At 72.0% G+C, this 18,937-nt stretch carries 16 protein-coding genes and 1 tRNA gene; 10 read left to right on the top strand and 7 right to left on the bottom strand.

Translation table 11 applies throughout. From position 1 onward, the window contains the following. The first annotated feature begins 39 nt into the window (after positions 1-39). The 3 genes from EER34_RS09690 to EER34_RS09680 are packed head-to-tail and all read left to right on the top strand — an operon-like array spanning position 40 to position 4,486. Positions 40-1,749, top strand: coding sequence for a S8 family peptidase (locus EER34_RS09690; RefSeq protein WP_127474410.1), 1,710 nt, complete (start codon positions 40-42; stop codon positions 1,747-1,749). Continuing rightward, entirely contained in the window at positions 1,746-3,062 is a 1,317-nt protein-coding gene (locus EER34_RS09685; protein WP_127474409.1) for an alpha/beta fold hydrolase, read from the top strand. Before EER34_RS09690 ends, EER34_RS09685 begins: the two co-directional genes overlap by 4 nt. Positions 3,063-3,106: 44 nt before the next feature. Then, positions 3,107-4,486, top strand: coding sequence for a maltokinase N-terminal cap-like domain-containing protein (locus tag EER34_RS09680; RefSeq protein ID WP_127474408.1), 1,380 nt, complete (start codon positions 3,107-3,109; stop codon positions 4,484-4,486). Here EER34_RS09680 and EER34_RS09675 read toward each other — a convergent pair whose 3' ends face one another. Then, the gene (locus EER34_RS09675; RefSeq protein ID WP_127474407.1) at positions 4,487-5,776 is read right to left on the bottom strand and encodes a CDP-glycerol glycerophosphotransferase family protein; all 1,290 of its coding nucleotides are present in this window, start codon (positions 5,774-5,776) and stop codon (positions 4,487-4,489) included. It lies immediately after the preceding gene. 109 nt (positions 5,777-5,885) lie between these two features. On the opposite strand from EER34_RS09675, the gene EER34_RS09670 reads away from it, so the two are divergent. Then, positions 5,886-6,911, top strand: coding sequence for a glycosyltransferase (locus tag EER34_RS09670; protein ID WP_127475598.1), 1,026 nt, complete (start codon positions 5,886-5,888; stop codon positions 6,909-6,911). 16 nt (positions 6,912-6,927) lie between these two features. Here EER34_RS09670 and EER34_RS09665 read toward each other — a convergent pair whose 3' ends face one another. The 3 genes from EER34_RS09665 to EER34_RS09655 all read right to left on the bottom strand — a co-directional run bounded on the left by EER34_RS09665 (position 6,928) and on the right by EER34_RS09655 (position 11,396). Beyond that, the gene (locus EER34_RS09665) at positions 6,928-8,376 is read right to left on the bottom strand and encodes a CDP-glycerol glycerophosphotransferase family protein (RefSeq protein ID WP_127474406.1); all 1,449 of its coding nucleotides are present in this window, start codon (positions 8,374-8,376) and stop codon (positions 6,928-6,930) included. After that, entirely contained in the window at positions 8,373-9,650 is a 1,278-nt protein-coding gene (locus tag EER34_RS09660; protein ID WP_127474405.1) for a CDP-glycerol glycerophosphotransferase family protein, read from the bottom strand. The genes EER34_RS09665 and EER34_RS09660 overlap by 4 nt, the downstream gene beginning before the upstream one ends. A gap of 69 nt (positions 9,651-9,719) precedes the next feature. Continuing rightward, positions 9,720-11,396, bottom strand: coding sequence for a S1C family serine protease (locus tag EER34_RS09655; protein ID WP_127474404.1), 1,677 nt, complete (start codon positions 11,394-11,396; stop codon positions 9,720-9,722). A 118-nt stretch (positions 11,397-11,514) separates the two neighbouring features. Between EER34_RS09655 and EER34_RS09650 the strand changes: the two genes are divergently transcribed. Further along, the gene (locus tag EER34_RS09650) at positions 11,515-12,714 is read left to right on the top strand and encodes an aminotransferase class I/II-fold pyridoxal phosphate-dependent enzyme (RefSeq protein WP_127474403.1); all 1,200 of its coding nucleotides are present in this window, start codon (positions 11,515-11,517) and stop codon (positions 12,712-12,714) included. Between the two features lie 9 nt (positions 12,715-12,723). Here EER34_RS09650 and EER34_RS09645 read toward each other — a convergent pair whose 3' ends face one another. Together EER34_RS09645 and EER34_RS09640 are read right to left on the bottom strand one after the other, a co-directional pair. After that, positions 12,724-13,539, bottom strand: a complete 816-nt coding sequence (locus EER34_RS09645) for a carbon-nitrogen hydrolase family protein (protein ID WP_127474402.1) — start codon at positions 13,537-13,539, stop codon at positions 12,724-12,726. Continuing rightward, positions 13,536-14,051 (bottom strand): DUF6328 family protein, encoded by a 516-nt coding sequence (locus EER34_RS09640; protein WP_127474401.1) that lies wholly within the window; start codon positions 14,049-14,051, stop codon positions 13,536-13,538. The genes EER34_RS09645 and EER34_RS09640 overlap by 4 nt, the downstream gene beginning before the upstream one ends. Before the next feature lie 94 nt (positions 14,052-14,145). Between EER34_RS09640 and EER34_RS09635 the strand changes: the two genes are divergently transcribed. Next, positions 14,146-14,219, top strand: a tRNA-Met gene (locus tag EER34_RS09635). 59 nt (positions 14,220-14,278) lie between these two features. On the opposite strand, the gene EER34_RS09630 is transcribed toward EER34_RS09635, so the two are convergent. Beyond that, the gene (locus tag EER34_RS09630; protein WP_127474400.1) at positions 14,279-14,794 is read right to left on the bottom strand and encodes a MarR family winged helix-turn-helix transcriptional regulator; all 516 of its coding nucleotides are present in this window, start codon (positions 14,792-14,794) and stop codon (positions 14,279-14,281) included. A gap of 80 nt (positions 14,795-14,874) precedes the next feature. Between EER34_RS09630 and idi the strand changes: the two genes are divergently transcribed. From idi to crtI, 4 genes are read left to right on the top strand one after another with little or no spacing between them, the layout of a single operon-like run. Beyond that, a complete protein-coding gene (idi, locus tag EER34_RS09625; protein ID WP_127474399.1) occupies positions 14,875-15,426 on the top strand; it encodes an isopentenyl-diphosphate Delta-isomerase in 552 nt (183 codons plus the stop codon). Continuing rightward, on the top strand, positions 15,423-16,478 hold the full coding sequence (locus EER34_RS09620; RefSeq protein WP_127474398.1) for a polyprenyl synthetase family protein: 1,056 nt from the start codon (positions 15,423-15,425) through the stop codon (positions 16,476-16,478). Before idi ends, EER34_RS09620 begins: the two co-directional genes overlap by 4 nt. Continuing rightward, positions 16,475-17,368: a phytoene/squalene synthase family protein gene (locus EER34_RS09615; protein WP_127474397.1), complete on the top strand. Its 894-nt coding sequence runs from the start codon at positions 16,475-16,477 to the stop codon at positions 17,366-17,368. The genes EER34_RS09620 and EER34_RS09615 overlap by 4 nt, the downstream gene beginning before the upstream one ends. Then, a complete protein-coding gene (crtI, locus tag EER34_RS09610; RefSeq protein WP_127474396.1) occupies positions 17,365-18,936 on the top strand; it encodes a phytoene desaturase family protein in 1,572 nt (523 codons plus the stop codon). The genes EER34_RS09615 and crtI overlap by 4 nt, the downstream gene beginning before the upstream one ends. Position 18,937 lies beyond the last annotated feature (1 nt).

Below are 18,937 nucleotides of genomic sequence, written 5' to 3'. Positions count from 1 at the left end.
CGGGAGTACTCTCGCCGCGGGGAGAGAGGGCGAGGGGCAATGGCGTCCGCAGAAGATCGTCAGCACCTTCCGAAGGAATTCCGCGCGGTCGAACCCGAGGCGGATCTCGTCCCCGACGCCGCGAAGCCGATGCCGCAGGGCGAGAAGCCTCCGCCGAAGCGCTCCCGCGCGAAGAAGCCGGCTCCCCCGCCGGACGAGCCCGCGCCGCCGGAAGACGCGCCCGCGCCTGAGCCCACGGCGACTCCGGCGTTCTCGCTTCCGGATATGCCGACCACCGTGTCGCTCGTGACGGACTCGGTGATCACCCGTCCGCTCGCCGAGCGCATGGCCTCCGCGGCCCCGACCGAGCCGATCGGCGTCGTGATCGAGCTGCGCACCGACAGCGGCATCCCCCTCGACGACGCGGTCGCCGAGCTGCTCGGGCTGGTCCGCATCGCCGCGTCGGGCCGGGATGCCTCGTCCTGGCGCACCGGCAGCTACGTCATGGCAGCGCTGACCCCCGACGAGATCCACGCCCTCGTGCGCATCGACGCCGACAAGGGCTCGACACCGCGCTCCAACCGGCAGGAGGCGAAGTCCGCCCCGCGGAGCTTCATCAACCGGGTGTGGCCGAACTTCGAGGTGCGTGCCACCATCCACCGCTCCGTGATCACGACGAAGGCGGATGCTGCGGTGCGATCCTTCGACGCGACGGGCGACGGCATCGTGTGGGCCGTGTTCGACACCGGCATCGACCAGAAGCACCGCCACTTCCAGACGTACGGGACGCTCGAGCTCCCGGACGCCCTTCGACCGCGCAGCTTCGTTCCGGGCACGACCGACGCCGCGGCCCTCCAGGATCCGAACGGACACGGGACGCACGTGGCCGGGATCATCGCAGGCGGGCAGACCGCGACGCCGCGCGGCAGGAGGATCGCCGCGGCGACCTGGTACCGCACCGCCGAGGGCGAGACCGGTGTGGAGCGCGTCACGCTCGACCGGATCAGCGGCATGGCGCCCGAGGCGAAGATCCTGCCGATCAAGATGCTGCGAGACGACCGCACCGGAGACCTGGCGTCGCTCCTGGAGGCCCTCGAGTACATCCAGGAGCTCAATCGCTGGGGGCGCGAGCTCAACGTCCACGGCGTCAACCTCTCGCTGGGCTACCCGTTCGACCCTTCCTGGTTCGCCACAGGCCTCTCCCCAGTGTGCCGCGAGGTCGATCGGCTCGTCGCGAACGGGGTGTGCGTGGTCGTCTCGGCCGGCAACACCGGGTACGGCGCCGCCCGCGACACCGCGGGTCGCGAGATGCGCCTGGGCTTCGGGATGACCATCAACGACCCCGGGAACGCCGCCCGGGCGATCACCGTGGGCTCGACGTCTCTCAAGCCCTACTCGACCGGCGTCTCGTACTTCTCGTCGAAGGGGCCGACCGGGGACGGCAGACTCAAGCCCGACCTCGTCGCGCCCGGCGAACGCGTGGTGAGCGCCGGCGCCGGCGAGCTGCTGGCCAAGGCGCGCGCCAACGTGCACCTCAAGGCCGGTGAGAAGGCATCCGACATCACGTACGTCGAGGACTCGGGGACGTCGATGTCGGCGCCCCACGTCTCGGGCGTCGCCGCGGCGTTCCTGTCGGTGCACCGCGAGTTCATCGGCAAGCCCGACGACGTCAAGCGCGTGCTCATGGACTCCGCGAGCGACCTCGGCCGCGAGCGCACGTTCCAGGGCCGTGGCCTCGTCGACGCGATGCGGGCGATCCAGAGCGTATGACCCGCCCCGACCGGGGCCAGACAAGACAGACCGGAGGCATCATGAAGCTGCCGTACGCCGACGTCGAGTTCGACGCCAAGGGCGCGTTCGTGCATCGCGAACAGCTCGACGAGCTCGAGAAGCTGCTCACCGACAAGAGCCCGACCGACGTGATCGTCGTGTCGCACGGGTGGAACAACACCGCAGGGCAGGCGCGAGCCCTCTACGAGAAGCTCGTCGACTCGATCGTGGCCGTGCGCCCGCGGGTGGCCGGCGCCAAGGAGCGCCGCTTCGTCGTGGTGGGCGTGCTGTGGCCGTCGATCCAATGGGCGGAGGAGGAGAATTCCGGCGCGGGGGCCGGGGTCGACGACGACGTCGCCGTCCTGGAGGCCGAGATCGCGCTGCGCGTCGAGGATCCGAAGATCCGCGCCGAGCTGATCGCGCTCGCTCCCACGCTCGAGACGTCGTCGGCGGCGCAGGAGGAGTTCGTCGCGCTGCTGCGCAAGACCCTGCCCTCATCGACCAAGGGAGAGGACAAGGCCGGCTTCGACGCGCTCAAGAAGGCGCCCGCGGCAGAGGTCATCGACGCCGCACGCGGCGGAACGGAGTCGGACGCCGCGCCCGCCGTCGCCGGAGGGGCCGCCTCGATCGATCCGGCAGGTCTCGCACCGCTCGACGGCGACGGTGGCGGTGCGGGGTTCTTCGACAGCATCGTCGGCGCCGCACGCAACCTGGTCAACGTCAGCACGTACTACACGATGAAGGAGCGGGCGGGCGTCGTCGGGAAGAAGGGCGTCGCACCGCTCCTCGATCGCATCCACGCGGATGCGCGCAGCGCTCGCATCCATCTCGTCGGGCACTCGTTCGGGGGTCGCGCCGTCACCGCAGCCGCGCTCGCGACGTCAGCGCCGATCGCGTCGCTGTCGCTGCTCCAAGCGGCGTACAGCCACTTCGGCATGGCCAAGGACTGGGACGGCTCGGGCAAGAGCGGCATGTTCGCCGACGTCCCCGCGAAGGTGGACGGTCCGGTCATCATCACGTACACCCGCAACGACAAGGCGGTGGGGATGGCGTACCCCATCGCCTCGCGACTCGCCCGCCAGATCGGCGTGGCGCTCGGCGACGCGAACGACCCGTATGGCGGCATAGGCCGCAACGGCGCCCTGAAGACACCGGGAGGCGTCGCGGCGACCCTGCTCGACGTCGGCGGCACGTACGACTTCACGGCGCACGACGTCTGGTCTCTCAATGCGGACGCCTTCGTGTCCGGGCACTCCGACGTGACAGGGAAGCAGGTGGGCTACGCGGTGCTCTCCGCGGTGATGAGCACCTGAACCCGGCTGGCATCGCGGCCACGGCCGGGCATACTCTCGGAGACATGGACAGCACGCTGGCGTGTCTGGCGGCATGGATGCCCCGCCAGAGGTGGTACGCCGCCAAGGGTCGCCCCCCGAGCCTGCGCCTGATCTCCTGGTGGGACCTCGCACCGGCGTCGACGGACGACGCCGACGCGCGCATCCGCACCTACCTCGTCGCCGACGAGGGGGCGTTCCCGGCCGTGCTGTACCAGCTGCCGGTCGTCTCACGGGCGACGGAGACCGTGGATGCTCGGCTCGACCACATCATCGGCAGCCCCGAGCCCGGCACGACGTTCATCGACGGCCCGTTCGACCCCGCCTACGCCCGGGCGCTGATCCGGCTCGTCACGATCGGCGGCAGCGGCGAGGGTCCGCGGACGATCGCCACCGGTCACCCCGGCCGCGACGTCCCCGCCGACGAGCCGCGCACGGCCAGCGTGGTGACCGGCGAGCAGTCCAACACGTCGCTGATCTACCGCTGCAGCGGGATGCCGATCATCTGCAAGGTCTATCGCCAGCTCCACCCGGGCCTCAATCCCGACATCGAGCTGCCGACGGCGCTCGCCCAGGCAGGCTCGGTGCACGTGCCCCAGGCGATCGGCTGGGTCGAGGGCGCGTGGCCCGATCCCGCGACGGCGCAGGGAACGGTGACGGGCTCACTCGCCTCCGCGCAGGAGTTCCTCCCCGACGTCGAGGACGCGTGGCGGGTCGCCCTGCGTGCCGCTGCGCGCGGCGACGACTTCCGCGGTCCCGCGCGCGCGCTCGGCGCCGCGACGGCCGACGTGCACGTGTCGCTCGCCGAGCTCTTCCCGACCCGCGAGACGCTCCCCGGCGATCGGGAGGCCACCGCCGCGTCGTGGCACCGCCGGCTCACGATCGCGATCGCCGAGGTGCCGGAGATCGCCGAGCGGCGCGCCGCCATCGAGTCGGTGTACGAACACGCCGCGGCGGGCGCCTGGCCCGACCAGCAGCGCATCCACGGCGACTACCACCTGGGACAGGTGCTGCACGTCCCCGGCCGCGGCTGGGTGCTGCTCGACTTCGAAGGCGAGCCGCTGCGCCCCATGAACGAGCGAACGCGCGCCGATCTGGCGCTGCGGGATGTCGCCGGCATGCTTCGTTCGTTCGACTACGTGGCCGGCTCCATCCGCCTCGACGACCCCGATCGCTCGCCGCAGGCGGCGCGCGAGTGGGCGCGCGCGGCACGGACGGCGTTCCTCGAGGGATACGCCCTGGCCTCCGGCGCCGACCTGGCGGCCGACAGTCCCCTGCTGGCGGCGCTGGAGCTCGACAAGGCCGTCTACGAGGCGATCTACGAGGCCCGCAACCGTCCCACCTGGGTCACGATCCCGCTGCGCGCGATCGCCCGTCTCGTCGAGCGTCCGGCGCCGGTGGCCTGATCAGCCCTCGACGGCGTCGTCCAGCTCGGCCTCGTCGGGATCCGGTTCGTCGTCCTCCGACTCGTCGACCGAGCGGGAGTACCACCGGTCCCAGTCATCCATGAGCCGCCGGATCGCGCCGTGGAATCGCTCGGTGGCCGCTCCGGGAGCGGCGTCGCCGAAGTAGTGGCGCACCCACTGCTCGAGGCGCGCAACGGCCTCAGGATCGCCGAGGACCCGCTCGGTCTCGGCGACGATCGACGGGGCGGCCGCGGCGTCCAGCCACTCGCAGGCGGACAGGTAGCCGTGCGTGTCGATCGCGGCGGCGGGATCGGCGGGACGCGTGATCATGAGCGGCTTGTCGGCGGCGAGGCGGTCGTAGACCATCGCCGAGATGTCGACGATCGCGACGTCTGCGGCGGAGAGCTGCCAGCCGAGGTCGGGACCGTCGTCGAACACGTGCCGCGCCGACGGATCGGCGGCGTTCGCGGCCGCGATGGCCGCGATGATGCGGCGATTGGCCGCGCCGTACTGGGGGTCGACGACACCCGAGCGGGGGTGCGGACGGTAGATGAGACGGTGGCGCCCCGTCGCGAGGAGCGCCGTCGCGAGCGCCTCGCCGTGCGTCGCCACGGACCCGTAGTGAGCCGACGGCCGATCGCCCTCCCACGTCGGTGCGTAGAGCACGACGGTCCGGTCGTCGGGTGTGTACGGCAGCGTCCCCGAGTAGTGGTCGGCCTGTGGCCGGCCGATCGCGATCGTGCGGCGGTCGATGTCGTAGTCCCACAGCACCCGTGACAGGCGCTCGCGCGCGGCGTCGCCTGCGATCAGCGCATAGTCGTACGCCTTGTACTGGTTCGTGGTCATGTACATCTTGTCGGACTCGCCGTGGTTGATGAACACGTGCCAGCGTCGCCCGTACCGGAACATCTGGAAGTTGCGGGTGTTCTGGTTGACGTAGAGCACCACCCGGATGTCCTGCTTGGCGATGAACCGCTCCAGGTCGCGGACGGTGGGCACGAACGCGACCGGCGGCGAGTCCTCGGCGAGCAGGGCCTGCGCGCCGGTCGCCGCCCGGCTGAGGACGACGACGGGCCAGATCTTCGCGAGCTCGGCCAGGGGCTTGTACCACTGCCGCATCTGGTACATGTTGACCGCGCCGTCGGCGAAGTAGACCGCGACCCGGTAATGAAGACGCGGATGCTCCGGGAGGCTCGCGAGCGTGCGGCGGACGTCGATGACCGCCGACCGGCTTCTCACGGCCTTGCGGACGAGCGCGACGGCTTTCTTCGCATCGGAGACCAGACCCACGCTCCCAGCCTACCCAGGCCGCACGTGACATGATCGACCCGTGCAGGTCGAGCAGCGCGGGCGCAAGGACGCTCCAGAAGTCCCACCCCACGCCGGCGTCACCTACGTCATGCCCGTCCTGAACGAGCGCGACTACCTCCGCCGCGCCGTCGAGACCGTTCTCGCGCAGGATGCCGAAGGCCCGGCCGAGCTGATCCTCGCCCTCGCCCCATCCACGGACGGCACCACCGAGCTCGCCCGCGACCTCGCGGCCGGAGACGACCGGATCGTGCTGGTCGACAATCCCGACGCCGACATCCCCGTCGGACTCAACCGGGCGATCGCCGCGGGACGCTACCCCACGATCGTGCGCGTGGACGCGCACTCCGAGCTGCAGCCCGACTACACCCGCCGCGCGCTCGCGACCCTCGACGACGTGCGGGCCGCCAACGTCGGCGGTGTCATGCGCGCCGACGGGCGATCGCCGTTCCAGCGGGCGGTGGCGCGGGCCTACAACTCCCCCATCGGCCTCGGCGGCGGCGCCTACCACGGCGGAACCCAGGCGGGCGAGGCCGAGTCGGCCTACCTCGGTGTGATGCGCCGAGCGGTGCTCGACGAGGTCGGGCTCTTCGACGAGACGATCCGCCGCGGCGAGGACTGGGAGCTCAACCTCCGCATCCGCCGAGCCGGCTACCGGGTCTGGTTCGACCCCACGCTGTCGGTGACCTACTGGCCGCGCGAGAGCTGGTCGCGCCTGGTGCGCCAGTTCTCCGCCACCGGTCGCTGGCGCGGAGAACTCGTCCGCCGCTACGGACGCGGCAACTCGCTGCGCTTCTTCGCGCCGCCCGCGCTCGTGGCGACGATCCTCCTCGCCGTCGTGGTGGGCGTGCTGCAGGCGACCGGCGTGCTCGCGGGCTGGTGGGCGGTCGCGGCATCCGTCGTCTACCTGCCGATCGTCACGTACGCCGTCCTGATCGTCGTCGTGGCCCTCGGCTCCGGCGGCGGCCACGGATGGCGCGACAAGCTGTGGACGATGGCCGTGCTGCCCACGATGCACCTGTCGTGGGGCTGGGGCTTCCTCGTCGGAGTGCTGCGCGGCGCGCACGACACGGTCGACACCTCGAGGCTCGGCTCACGCAACACGCCCCTGCCGTGAGTCCGCGACGCGGCGGTCAGCCCGCGTCGACGAGCCCCTGGTCGAGGATGCGCGCCACCACCCGCTCGGCTGCGCGACCGTCGTCGCGGGCATTGAACTTCTCGCGCCACCGGGCGTAGCGCGCGGCGAACTCCTCCGGATCACGGGCCAGAGCAGCGACGAGCTCGTCCTGCGAGCGGACGACCGGTCCGGGCGCGTGTGCCACCAGGTCGAAGTAGAAGCCGCGCAGCTCGCCGCGATAGTGCTCCATGTCGGGCACGAGGAAGTACATCGGCTTGCCGGTGACGGAGAAGTCGAACATCACCGAGGAGTAGTCGGTGATGAGCGCGTCGGCGGCGAGCAGCAGCTGGGACGTGTCGGGGAAGCCGGTGACGTCGATCACGCGCGGGCCCTCGGCATCCCGCCCCGGCTGAATCGTGCGCGAGTGCCCCCGCACGAGAACGACCGCATCGGCGGCCGATGCCAGTACCGCCGGATCGACGAAGTCCACGATCTCGTCGCGGTCGTCGCGCCACGTGGGCGCGTACAGGAGCACGCGCTCGTCAGCGCGGACGCCGAGCGCCGCCCGCGTCGCGGCGCCGTCGCCGGTCACCAGCACGTCGTTGCGGGGGTAGCCCTCGACCCACACCGGGCGCGACAGGAACGCGTACGCCTTCCCCAGGATGCGCGCGGCATAAGGGTTCTGTGCGAGGAGGATGTTCCAGCGGCGGGACTCGCGCACGACGGCGGCCATGCGGCGCGGGTCGAAGCCGGGCCGGTGCAGCGCGAGTCGCTTGAGCGGAGTGCCGTGCCAGGTCTGCAGGACGACCTGGCCCCCTCGACGCGAGAAGCGCCGGCGGAGCCAGTCGTTCACGACGAGCAGCCTCGCCGCGCCGCGGGCGCGCCACCATTCGGGGCTGCCCTCGACGATCGGCACGGCGCCCTCGGGGACGGAGACCGACAGGTCGACGACGCTCCAGTAGCGGGTCACACCCGGCGCGCGCCGCGCGAGCTCCCGATCGATCGCGAGAGGGTTGCAGCTCGCATTGCGACCGTAGAAGCTCTCGAAGAACACCGCGTTCTCGAGACGCGCCGGACGGTGCGCGTACCGGCGCTCGAGGGCGTCCTGGCCCTCGCCGGAGTCGTAAGCGGGGTCGACCGGAGGGCCGACGCGCAGGATCCAGCCGTCGAGCTCGGCGCGCAGGGTGCCCAGCTGCGCGAGAGGGAGCGCGTCGGGAGCGGGGACGGCTCCGCCCTCGGCCGACTCGACGCGCACCTCGTACCGCCCTGCGGGCAGCGGAAGCACCGGTCCGCCCCAGCGTGCGGCGCGCAGCGGGAGCACCGCCCGCCATGTCTTGCCGCGACCCGTGAGCACCGCGGCCACACGGGCGCGGGCTCCGACGAGTTCCACCGACGCCGGACGGGGGCCCTCGCCGGAGAGCGTGAGCGCCGGACCGTCGTCGTGCGTGAAGCGGGCGTCGGTCATCGGTGTCCCTTCATCGGCCGGGCGTCGGCGCTCGATCCGGCCAGGATCGCACGGTACACCCTCTCGGCGTTGCCGCCGTCTCGGAATGCATGGACCTGCGCGCTCAGCGCGCGGGCGCGCTCGAGGCGCCGCCCGCGCTCGTCGGCGTCGGTCAGGACTGCTTCGAGCTGCGCCGCGGCGCCCGTCCAGTCGACGGACCAGTCGTCGCCGGCCACGTCTTCGTAGCGCCCGTAGAACCCGCGTCGACGACCGTACTCTGCGACGTCCGGGGCGAGGAAGACGACCGGGAGCGGCACGAGCGATGCGTCGTAGGCGAGCGAGGAGTAGTCGGTGACGAGGACGTCCATGCCCGGCAGCAGGGGGGTCACGTCGACGACGAGGTCGCTGCCGAGCGGCCTCACCCGATCGCTCGGCACGGGCGGCCGGTACTCCCCCGCACCCAGCGGGTGCGAGCGCACGAGGAGCACCGCGTCGCCGCGCTCCAGCACGTCCAGCAGAGCAGCCCATTCCGCCACGGAGGGCACGGCGGGGTCGGGCGCGCCGTCGCGCCACGTCGGCGCGTACAGCACGAGGCGCGTGGCCGGATCGACGGCACCGCACAGGCGGTCCAGCTCGGCCCGCGAGGTGCGCCGCCGATCGTCGGCCGTCCCCCGCGAGAGCACGTCGACCCGAGGCTCCCCGGTCACCGGAACGCGTTCGTCGGGCAGGGCGAACGCCGACTCGAGCCGCCCGCGCACCAGATGGGAAGCGGCAGGAAGGATGCGGATCCGGCGCGCGGCGCCGCGGAACATCGCTCCGAGGGCCGCACGCGCGAGGCGGGCCACGCCCAGTCGAGCGGCCGCGGCGGGAGGCCGCAGCGTCTCCGGCGAATCGAGTCCGATCCGCTTGAGCGGAATGCCGTGCCACAGCTGCACGACGAACGCACCCGACACCGCGTACCGGTTGACGTCGCCGAACCCGTGGGTCACGACGACCACCCGCGCACGCGCCGTGCGCCACAGGCCGCGCAGCGAGGACCTGCGGGCCGTGGGGATGCCTCGGGCCGCGGCATCCCGAGCCTCGCGGTCGGAGCCCACCAGCCAGAGCGCGTCACGGCCGTCGGCTGCGGCGACCGCCCACAGCGCGAGTGCGCCGTCGCCGATGCCCGCCCCGCAGCCGAAGACCCACTCGTCGCGCGAGCGCGGCACGAGCAGCGTGAGCATGCGCCCGGCGGCATACAGCGGGATGGTCGCGAGCTTCCTCGCATTCCCCGCGCCGAACGAGAAGGACGCCACCCCGCGAGCCTATCGCGGGGTGGCGTCCTGGGCCGTTTTCGCCGGCCTGTGTCCGGCCGGCCGTGGGGCTTACGGCTCGAGGGTCCCGAGCGTCAGATCCACCGTCTTGGTCTCGCCGTCGCGGACGAACGTGACCGTCGCCTCGCTGCCGGCGGCCGCGGCACGCACCTGAGCGGTCAGGTCGACCGCGTCGGTGACCGGCACGCCGTTGAACGAGGTCACGACGTCGCCCTCCTGGAGGCCCGCCGCGGCGGCCGCGCCGCCGTCGACCGCTTCCTTGATGTAGGCACCGGTGATGGTCGAGCCCTCGACGGATGCCGCGGGCAGGACGTTCGCGCCGAGAAGACCGTGCGTCGCCTCGCCGTTCTCGATGATCTCGTCGGTGATGCGCTGGGCGATGTCGGAAGGGATCGAGAAGCCGACGCCGATCGAGCCGGAGCCCTCGGCCGACCCGCCCGCCGTGGCGATGGCCACGTTGATGCCGATGAGCTTGCCCTCGGAGTCGACGAGCGCCCCGCCGGAGTTGCCGGGGTTGATCGCCGCGTCGGTCTGGATGACGGCGATCGAGATCGACGCCGACGGGGTCTGCTGGGTCTGCCCCTGTCCGAAGTCGAACTGGAACGGGCTGCCCTGCTCGCCCTCCTGGCCCTCCTCGGGGGTGTCGGTCTCGGCATCGCCGGAGTCCGGGGCGGCCGACGATGCGATCTCGATCGAACGGTTCAGCGCGCTGACGATTCCGGTGGTCACCGTGTTGGCGAGGCCGAGCGGTGCGCCGACGGCGATCGCGGCGTCGCCGACGTTGAGATCGGATGACGAGGCGAACTCGATGGGGGTGAGATCGGTCGCGCCCTCGAGCTTGATGACAGCGAGGTCGTACGTCGGGTCGGTTCCGACGACCGTCGCGTCGTAGACGCGACCGTCGGAGGTCGTGACCCGGATGGTGGCGTCGCCGGTGGCTCCGTCGAGCGTGACGACGTGCGTGTTCGTGACGACGTAGCCGTCCTCGGTCAGCACGACACCCGAGCCGGTGCCGCTGCCGCTGTCGCCGGCCGCTTCGATCGTGACGACGCTCGGCACGACCTTGGCCGCGATCGCGGTGGTCTGGTTGACCGATTCGGTGTCGTTGACCGTGACCGTGGCGGGGCCGGCCGCGGGCACGACGCTCGCGGGCGAGAAGAGGTTGACGCCTGCGTAGGCGCCGCCGAGCCCGGCGGCACCGCCGACGATCGCCGCGGCCACGATGAGGCCGACGACCTTTCCTGCACCCGACGACTTCTTGGGCGCGGTCGCGGTGGCGGCGGCCGGCGCCTGGCCGAGCGGGACGGTGGGCTGGGTGCCGGTGGCGGCCTGCCCGAACGCGGCGCCCTGCGGCTGACCGGCGTAGGACTGGGGGTATGCGGCCGGCTGGCCGGCGTAGCCCTGCGGACGGGCGTACGCCTGCTGGTGGATCGGGTATCCGGCCGGGGCGGTGGGCTGCGCCGGAACCTGAGGTGCGGCGGCCTGGGGCGCGGCGGCAGGAGCCTGGGGCGCAGCAGGGGCCTGTGCGGCCTGCCAGGCGGCCGTGGTGGGCGGCGCGGGGGCAGCCGGGGGCTGCACGGGCTGCGTCGCAGCGGTCTGCGGCGCGGTCGGCACTGCGGTCGGCACGGCGGGAGTGCCCTCGGCCGGAGGTGCGACGGCGGGCGTGTGCTCGCCGGCCGCGTCGGCGGGGGTGTGGTCTGCGGGGACGTTGCCCTGGTTGTCGCTCATGGTTGCTCCTTCTGCTGCGAGGCACTGACCACATTGCCCACCGATGCTGTGCGTTTCTTATGGTGCCTCTGGGACACCGCTATGCAATCGACCTGAGCGGGTCGAGTACCGTGATCCGATGCGACACATCCCCGGAGCATGGCACCGCACCGCGGCGGGTGCCGGACTCGTCGGTGCGGACGGATCCATCCGCCCCACCATCTTCGCCGAGATGTCGGCACTCGCGGCCGAAACCGGCGCGATCAACCTGGGTCAGGGCTTCCCCGACGAGGACGGGCCCGTCGAGGTCCTCGAGGCGGCCCGCGAGGCGATCGCCCACGGGGTGAACCAGTACCCGCCGGGCCGGGGCATCCCGGATCTGCTCTCGGCCGTCGCCGAGCACCAGGAGCGCTTCTACGGGCTGCACCTCGATCCGGCGCGCGACGTGCTCGTGACCGCCGGCGCGACGGAGGCGCTGGCGGCCACCCTGCTGGCGCTGATCGACGGGTCGGATGACGAGGTCGTCGTCTTCGAGCCGTACTACGACTCCTACGCCGCCGTCGTCGCCCTCGCGGGCGCCCGCCTCGTGACCGTGCCCCTGCGCTGGCCGGACTTCCAGCCCGACCTCGACGACCTGCGTCGCGCGGTCGGAGATCGCACACGGGCCATCCTGGTCAACGATCCCCACAACCCGACCGGGGCGGTGTTCGCCGCCGAGGTGCGCGACGAGATCGTGCGCCTCGCCGAGCGGCACGACGCGATCATCGTGACCGACGAGGTGTACGAGCATCTGGTCTTCGACGGTCCCCACGTGCCGATCGCGACGCTCCCCGGCGCGTGGGACCGCACGCTGACGATCTCGTCGGGCGGCAAGACGTTCTCCACGACCGGCTGGAAGATCGGGTGGGTGACGGGTCCCGCCGACCTGGTCTCCGCAGTGCTCGCGGTCAAGCAGTTCCTGACCTACGTCAACGGCAGCGCCTTCCAGCCGGCGATCGCGACCGGCCTTCGACTCGGCGACGGGTTCTACCGCCGCATCGCCGACGAGCTCCGGACCAAGCGCGACCTGCTCGGCGCGGGCCTGCGCGCGGCCGGGTTCGAGGTCTCCACCCCGGCCGGGTCGTACTTCACGGTCGCCGATGCGCGGCGGCTCGGGGCGACGGATGCCTCGGCCTTCTGCCGCGAGCTCCCCGAGCGCGCCGGGGTGGTCGCCATCCCGCTCACCGCCTTCGCCACGCCGGGGCGACGGGCCGAGTACGCCACGCTCGTTCGGTTCGCCGCGTGCAAGCGCGTCGAGGTGTTGGAAGAGGCGGCCTCCCGCCTCGCCGCCGCGCAGTGAACGCCGCGCTCAGGACTCCCTCGGTACGACGCCGAGCCGACGAAGCCGCAGCGAGGGGTTGACCCGGCGCACCCGCTCCACGGCCGCGGGGTCGAGATGCGCGACAGCCACGTCGGTGGCCGTCCCCACCGCCGCCAGATCGACCCCCTGAGGATCGACGATCATCGAACACCCGACGCCGAGCGGCGGCGGGTGGTCGGCCGCCGCCACGAACACCGTGTTCTCGATGGCGCGGGCGTGCAGCAGGGTGCGCCAGTGGTGCTCCTTGAGGGGACCCCGCACCCACTCCGCCGGGACGAGGAAGACATCCGCTCCTGCGTCGACGAGGAGCCGCCCGACCTCGGGGAAGCGCAGGTCGTAGCAGGTCATGAGGCCGAATCGGAGTCCGCCGAGCTCGAACGTCTCGGGGGCCGTGATGTCACCGGCCTCGACCCAGTCCGACTCCCGCTGACCGAACGCGTCATACAGATGGAGCTTGCGGTAGGTGGCGACGAGCCCGCTGCGATCGACCGCCACGACCGTGTTGCGCACCCGGCGATCGTCGCCGGCCCGTTCGAGGAGCCCGGCCACGATGTGCACGCCGTGCCGGTCCGCCAGCCCCCGGAGCGCCTGCACGAACGGCCCGTCCACGTCCTGCGCGTTCTCGAGGAGCGAGTGGTCGAACGGGTCGACGAAGTAGCTCGCGTACTCGGGGAAGACCACGAGTCGGGCGCCACGGGACGCTGCCGCGGCGGTCAGCTGCGCGATGGTGACGAGATTGGCGTCGGTGTCGGCGGTCGGCGCGAATTGCGCGACTCCGATCCCGATCGCGTCGGCGGCGGTCATGCGGCCTCCCTCGCGGACACGCGGGCTCGCATCGTCGCGGGGACGACGAGCCACAGCACGACGATCAGCGCCGACAGGCTTCCGAGCGCCCACCAGGCTGCCGCATCCCCCACGACGACGTCGAACACGAACGCCACGACGCCGACCACCAGCACCGAGACCGTGAACAGCGCCGTGATCAGCGCCGAGTGACCGTAGGCGACCACGGCGGCCTTCGCCCGCTGCTGGAAGAGGAAACGGTGCAGCGCGACGGGGGCCAGCGCGATGATGGCGCTGAGCGCCGACGTCACCACAAGCGTCAGATAGACGGTGCGCTGGCCGTCGGACAGATCCGCGAATGCCGGCTGGAACGCGAGGGCGAGGAGGAAGCCGGTGAGGATCTGCGTACCCGTCTGGAGGACGCGCAGCTCTTGCAGCACCTCGTTCCAGTTGCGGTCGGCGCGCTCGGTCGGCGTCTCGTCGCGCCCGTCGTCACGGTCGTCCTGCGGATCGGAGTCGCGCGGTCTCGCCATGTGGCCCATCCTCGCCCGCCGGCCCACGCCGGGGCAAGCGAACCCGCCCCACGTCGCGACCCCTCAGAATCCGTGCTAGGCTAACTTCTTGTGCCGCGGGGTGGAGCAGCTCGGTAGCTCGCTGGGCTCATAACCCAGAGGTCGCAGGTTCAAATCCTGTCCCCGCAACAAAAAGAAGAAGGACCCTCCGATTCGGAGGGTCCTTTTTCCTTGCCCGGCGACGTCCGTCAGCGGGCGTCCATGACCTCGCCGATTTCGGCCAGGAACCGCGCCACGACGGCGAGTTCACGGTCGGAATACCGCTCGGCCACGCCGCGCATCGCCTGCAGCCGCTCCCCGAAGTGGCGGAAGAACGTGCGCCGCGACACATCGGTGAGGACGACGACGCGCGCGCGCCGATCGCTCGGGTGCGGGCGCCGCTCGACGTGGCCCGCGACCGTCAGCCGATCGAGGAGCTTGGTCGTCGACGCCGTCGAGATCTTGAGGTGCTCGGCGACGTCCTGCGGGCGCACCGGCTCGCCGCGCTGCTCCCGCATGATGAGCATCCGCAGGGCCGAGAGGTCGGACGCATTCATGTCCATGTCGTCCTTCATGCCCCCGTGCATGTGGTCCATCGCATCGCTGAACGCGCGCACCGCCTGCAGGACCTGCAGGACGGCTCGATCGTGCGGAGTCTGCGGGGTCCAGGGAGACTCCCGCGACTGCGGCGATCCCGTCGACTGCGGTGACCAAGGCTGGGCCATTGTGGACACCCCCTCCCCACCCTTGTATCATCTGAACACCAAGATCGCTAGCTAAACTAGCGACCTAGAAGGAGGATTCCATGACCGATGCTGACCACGTAGTCCTTCTCGATGACGAAGGACGAGCGATCGGCACGGCCCCGAAGAGCAGCGTCCACGGAACCGACACCGCGCTGCACCTCGCGTTCTCGTGCCATGTCGTCAACACCGACGGACAGGTGCTCGTGACGCGTCGCGCGCTCGACAAGAAGACGTGGCCGGGAGTGTGGAGCAACTCGTTCTGCGGGCATCCCCGCCCTGCCGAGCCCGTGCTCACAGCGGTGCACCGACGCGCAGAGTTCGAGCTCGGCATCACCCTGACGGATCTCGAGCTCTCGCTGCCCCTCTTCCGCTACCGGGCCATCGACGCGAACGGCATCGTCGAGCATGAGGTGTGCCCGGTGTACACCGCGCTCACCTACGACGAGCCCGTCCTCAACCCTCGCGAGGTGGTCGACGCACGATGGGTCGACCCGGCCGAGCTCGCGGCATCCCTCCAGACGACCCCCTGGGCGTTCAGCCCCTGGCTCGTCCTGCAGGCGGAGCAGCTGCACATGTTCGACGTCGTCGCCCAGCGCCGCAGGGCATCGTGATCGCGCTGCCTGCCGACCCCCGCATCCATGCGGCGATCGAGGCGTCCGTCGGCCGGGTGGTCGCGCGCGCCGACGGACTCGGACCCGGCTTCGCGGCGCTCTGCGGCGCCCTGTCCCGCGCGACGCACGGCGGAAAGCGGCTGCGCCCCGCGCTCGTGGTCGCAGCCTTCGACTCCTTCGGCGGCGACCCGGCGGTGGCCCCCGGCCTCTACGACGTCGCGGCGGCGTTCGAGCTGCTCCACACAGCCTTCGTCGTGCACGACGACGTCATCGACCACGACACCGAGCGTCGCGGCATCCCCAATGTCGCCGGCGAGTTCCGGGAGCGTGCGCGAGTCCAGGGCGCGGACGACGGCGGAGCGGCGCTCCTCGGCGACGCGGCGGCGATCCTGGCGGGCGACCTGCTCCTGCACGAGGCGTTGCGGCTGATCGCGTTCGCCGACGTCGACCCCGTCGCTCGCGAGCTGCTCTACGCACTCCTCGACGATGCTCTCTACATCTCGGTGGCGGGTGAGCTCGCCGACGTGGAGAACAGCATTCTCGGCGAACGGGCGACCTCCGAGGACATCTTCGGCGCCGCGTTCAACAAGACGGCCGTGTACACCTTCCAAGCACCGCTCCAGGCGGGCGCCGTGCTCGCGGGCGCGGCCGCACCCGCCCGGAACGTGCTCGCCGACGCCGGCGGCAGCCTCGGCCTCGCCTTCCAGCTCGTCGACGACCTCATCGGGGCGTTCGGGTCGGCCGAGCAGGCGGGCCGCGAGACCGGCGGCGACCTGCGGGAGTCCAAGCGCACCCCGCTGGTCGCGCTCGCCCAGGAGACCCCCTCGTGGGCGCGCGTGAACGACACCCTCGCCGTCGCGCACACCGGACCGATCGCGGTGCGCGAGGCGCAGGTAGCGCTCGAGGAGAGCGGAGCGCCGCGGCGGCTGCGCGGACTGATCGACGAGACCCTCGAGCGGGTTCGCGAGGCATCGACCGACGCGTCGCTTCCGGCGCGCACCGGGCTCCTGCTGCGCGATCTCGCCGACGGCGTGGAGCGGCGCATCCCATGAGCGGGCGCGTCGTCCACACCCGCACCGGCGGGCCGACCGGTCTCGATCTGTACGACCGGACGGCCCGGGATGCCGCGGCCACCGTGATCGCGCACTACTCCACGTCTTTCGGCCTCGCCTGCCGCCTGCTCGGTCCCCGGCCGCGTCCGCATGTGCGCAGCATCTACGCCCTGGTGCGGGTCGCCGACGAGGTCGTCGACGGGCCGGCCGCAGCCGCCGGCCTCTCCCCCGAGGCGACCGCACGGGTTCTCGACGACCTCGAGTCGGAGACGCTCGCCGCCATCGGGCGGGGATTCAGCGCGAACCTCGTGGTGCACTCCTTCGCGCGCACGGCGCAGGAGTGCGGGATCGGAGAGGACCTCATCCGGCCGTTCTTCGCCTCGATGCGCACCGACCTCTCGACGAACCGCCACGATCCCGCGTCGCACGACGCGTACGTGTACGGCTCCGCGGAGGTGGTGGGTCTCATGTGCCTGCAGGTGTTCGTCAACGCCGGGGCGGAGCATCCGAGGACCCCCTCGGCTGCGCTCGTCGACGGCGCCCGGCGCCTCGGCGCCGCCTTCCAGGACGTCAACTTCCTGCGCGATCGCGAGCACGACTCGTCGGCGCTGGGACGCGACTACCTCGGCCTCGACGAGGGGCGCTCCACCCGCGGCGAGGTGCTCGACCGCATCGACGCCGATCTGGCGGCGGCCGCGGCCGCCGTGCCGCTCCTCCCGGCGGACTGCCGTCGCGCCGTCACCGCCGCCCACGACCTCTTCGCCGAGCTCTCCGCACGCCTGCGCACGGCGAGCGCATCGGCAGAGCGCGTGCGGGTGCCCGACGCCGTGAAGGTCCGCCTTGCGGCGCGCGCATGGCTCGGCCTCCCGCCGCGGGGCGCGCGCGCATGAGCGCCGGCTCACAGTCCGAGCCCCGTCGCGCAGTCGTCGTCGGCGGAGGCATCGCAGGGCTCGCCACGGCGGCGCTCCTCGCCACGGACGGCTGGTCCGTCACCGTTCTCGAGGCGCGCGACGAGGTCGGCGGGCGCGCCGGATCTTGGGAGCAGGACGGCTTCCGCTTCGACACCGGGCCGAGCTGGTACCTCATGCCCGAGGTCTTCGAGCATTTCTTCCGCCTCCTCGGCACGACGGCGGAGCGCGAACTCGACCTCGTGCCGCTCGATCCTGCCTACCGGGTCTACTCCGACCCCCGGTCGGGGCTCGATCCGCTCGACGTGCATTCCGGGAGGGACGCCGCCACCGCCCTCTTCGAGAGCGTCGAGCCGGGTGCCGGGGCCAAGCTGAGCGCGTACCTCGACTCCGCCGGCGACGCGTACGACCTGGCCGTCACGCGGTTCCTGTACGACACGTACGAGACGACCGCCGGCCTCCGCGACCCCGCGCTGCTGCGCCGGGTTCCGCAGCTCGCTCCGCTCCTCGCACGCAGTCTGGCGTCGCACGTCGAGCGCCGGTTCGACGACCCTCGACTGAGGCAGATCCTCGGTTACCCGGCCGTCTTCCTCGGCGGCTCGCCCTACGGCGTGCCGAGCCTCTACCACCTGATGAGCCACCTCGACCTCGACGAAGGCGTGCTGTACCCCCGCGGCGGCTTCGTCGAGATCATCCGCGCGATCGAGCGACTCGCCGAGGCATCCGGCGCCGTCATCGAGACCGGCGCCCGCGTCGTCGCGATCGACACCGATGACGCCACAGCGACCGGCGTCGTGCTCGCCGACGGACGGCGGGTGGCGGCCGACCTCGTCGTCTCCACGGCCGACCTGCACCACACCGAGACGGCGCTCGTGCCGGCCGGCCTGCAGAGCTACCCCGAGTCGTGGTGGGCCAAGCGCGAGCCGAGCCCGGGCGCGCTGCTCCTCTTCCTGGGCGTGGAGGGATCGCTCCCCCAGCTCGCGCACCACACGCTTCTGTTCACCGAGGACTGGCGTGCGAACTTCGACGACATCTTCGGCCGACGTCCGCGTGTCCCCGACCCGGCGTCGCTGTACGTGTGCCGCCCGAGCGCCACAGACACCGCGGTCGCGCCCGCGGGCCATGAGAACGTGTTCGTGCTCGTCCCCGTGCCGGCGGACCCCGCCTTCGGCCGCGGAGGCGTCGACGGCGACGGGGATCCGGCGGTCGAGGCGGCCGCCGACCGTGTGATCGAGCAGCTGGCGTCGTGGTGCGGCATCCCCGACCTCGCGGACCGGATCGTCGTGCGACGCACGGTGGCGCCCGGCGACTTCGCAGCCGACCTCAACGCGTGGCGCGGCAACGCCCTCGGACTCGCTCACACGCTCGGGCAGAGCGCGATGTTCCGTCCCCGCAACGCCTCACGCAAGGTCGAGGGGCTGTCGTACGCCGGCGGCTCCGCACTGCCCGGCATCGGGCTGCCGATGTGCCTCATCTCGGCCGAGCTCGTGATCAAGCGCCTGCGCGGAGACCGCTCCCCGGGCCCGATCGCCGAACCCGTGAGGGTATGAC

The sequence above is a fragment of the Microbacterium sulfonylureivorans genome, assembly GCF_003999995.1.
Lineage (GTDB): Bacteria > Actinomycetota > Actinomycetes > Actinomycetales > Microbacteriaceae > Microbacterium > Microbacterium sulfonylureivorans.
This window is presented reverse-complemented; position numbering and strand designations above follow the sequence as displayed.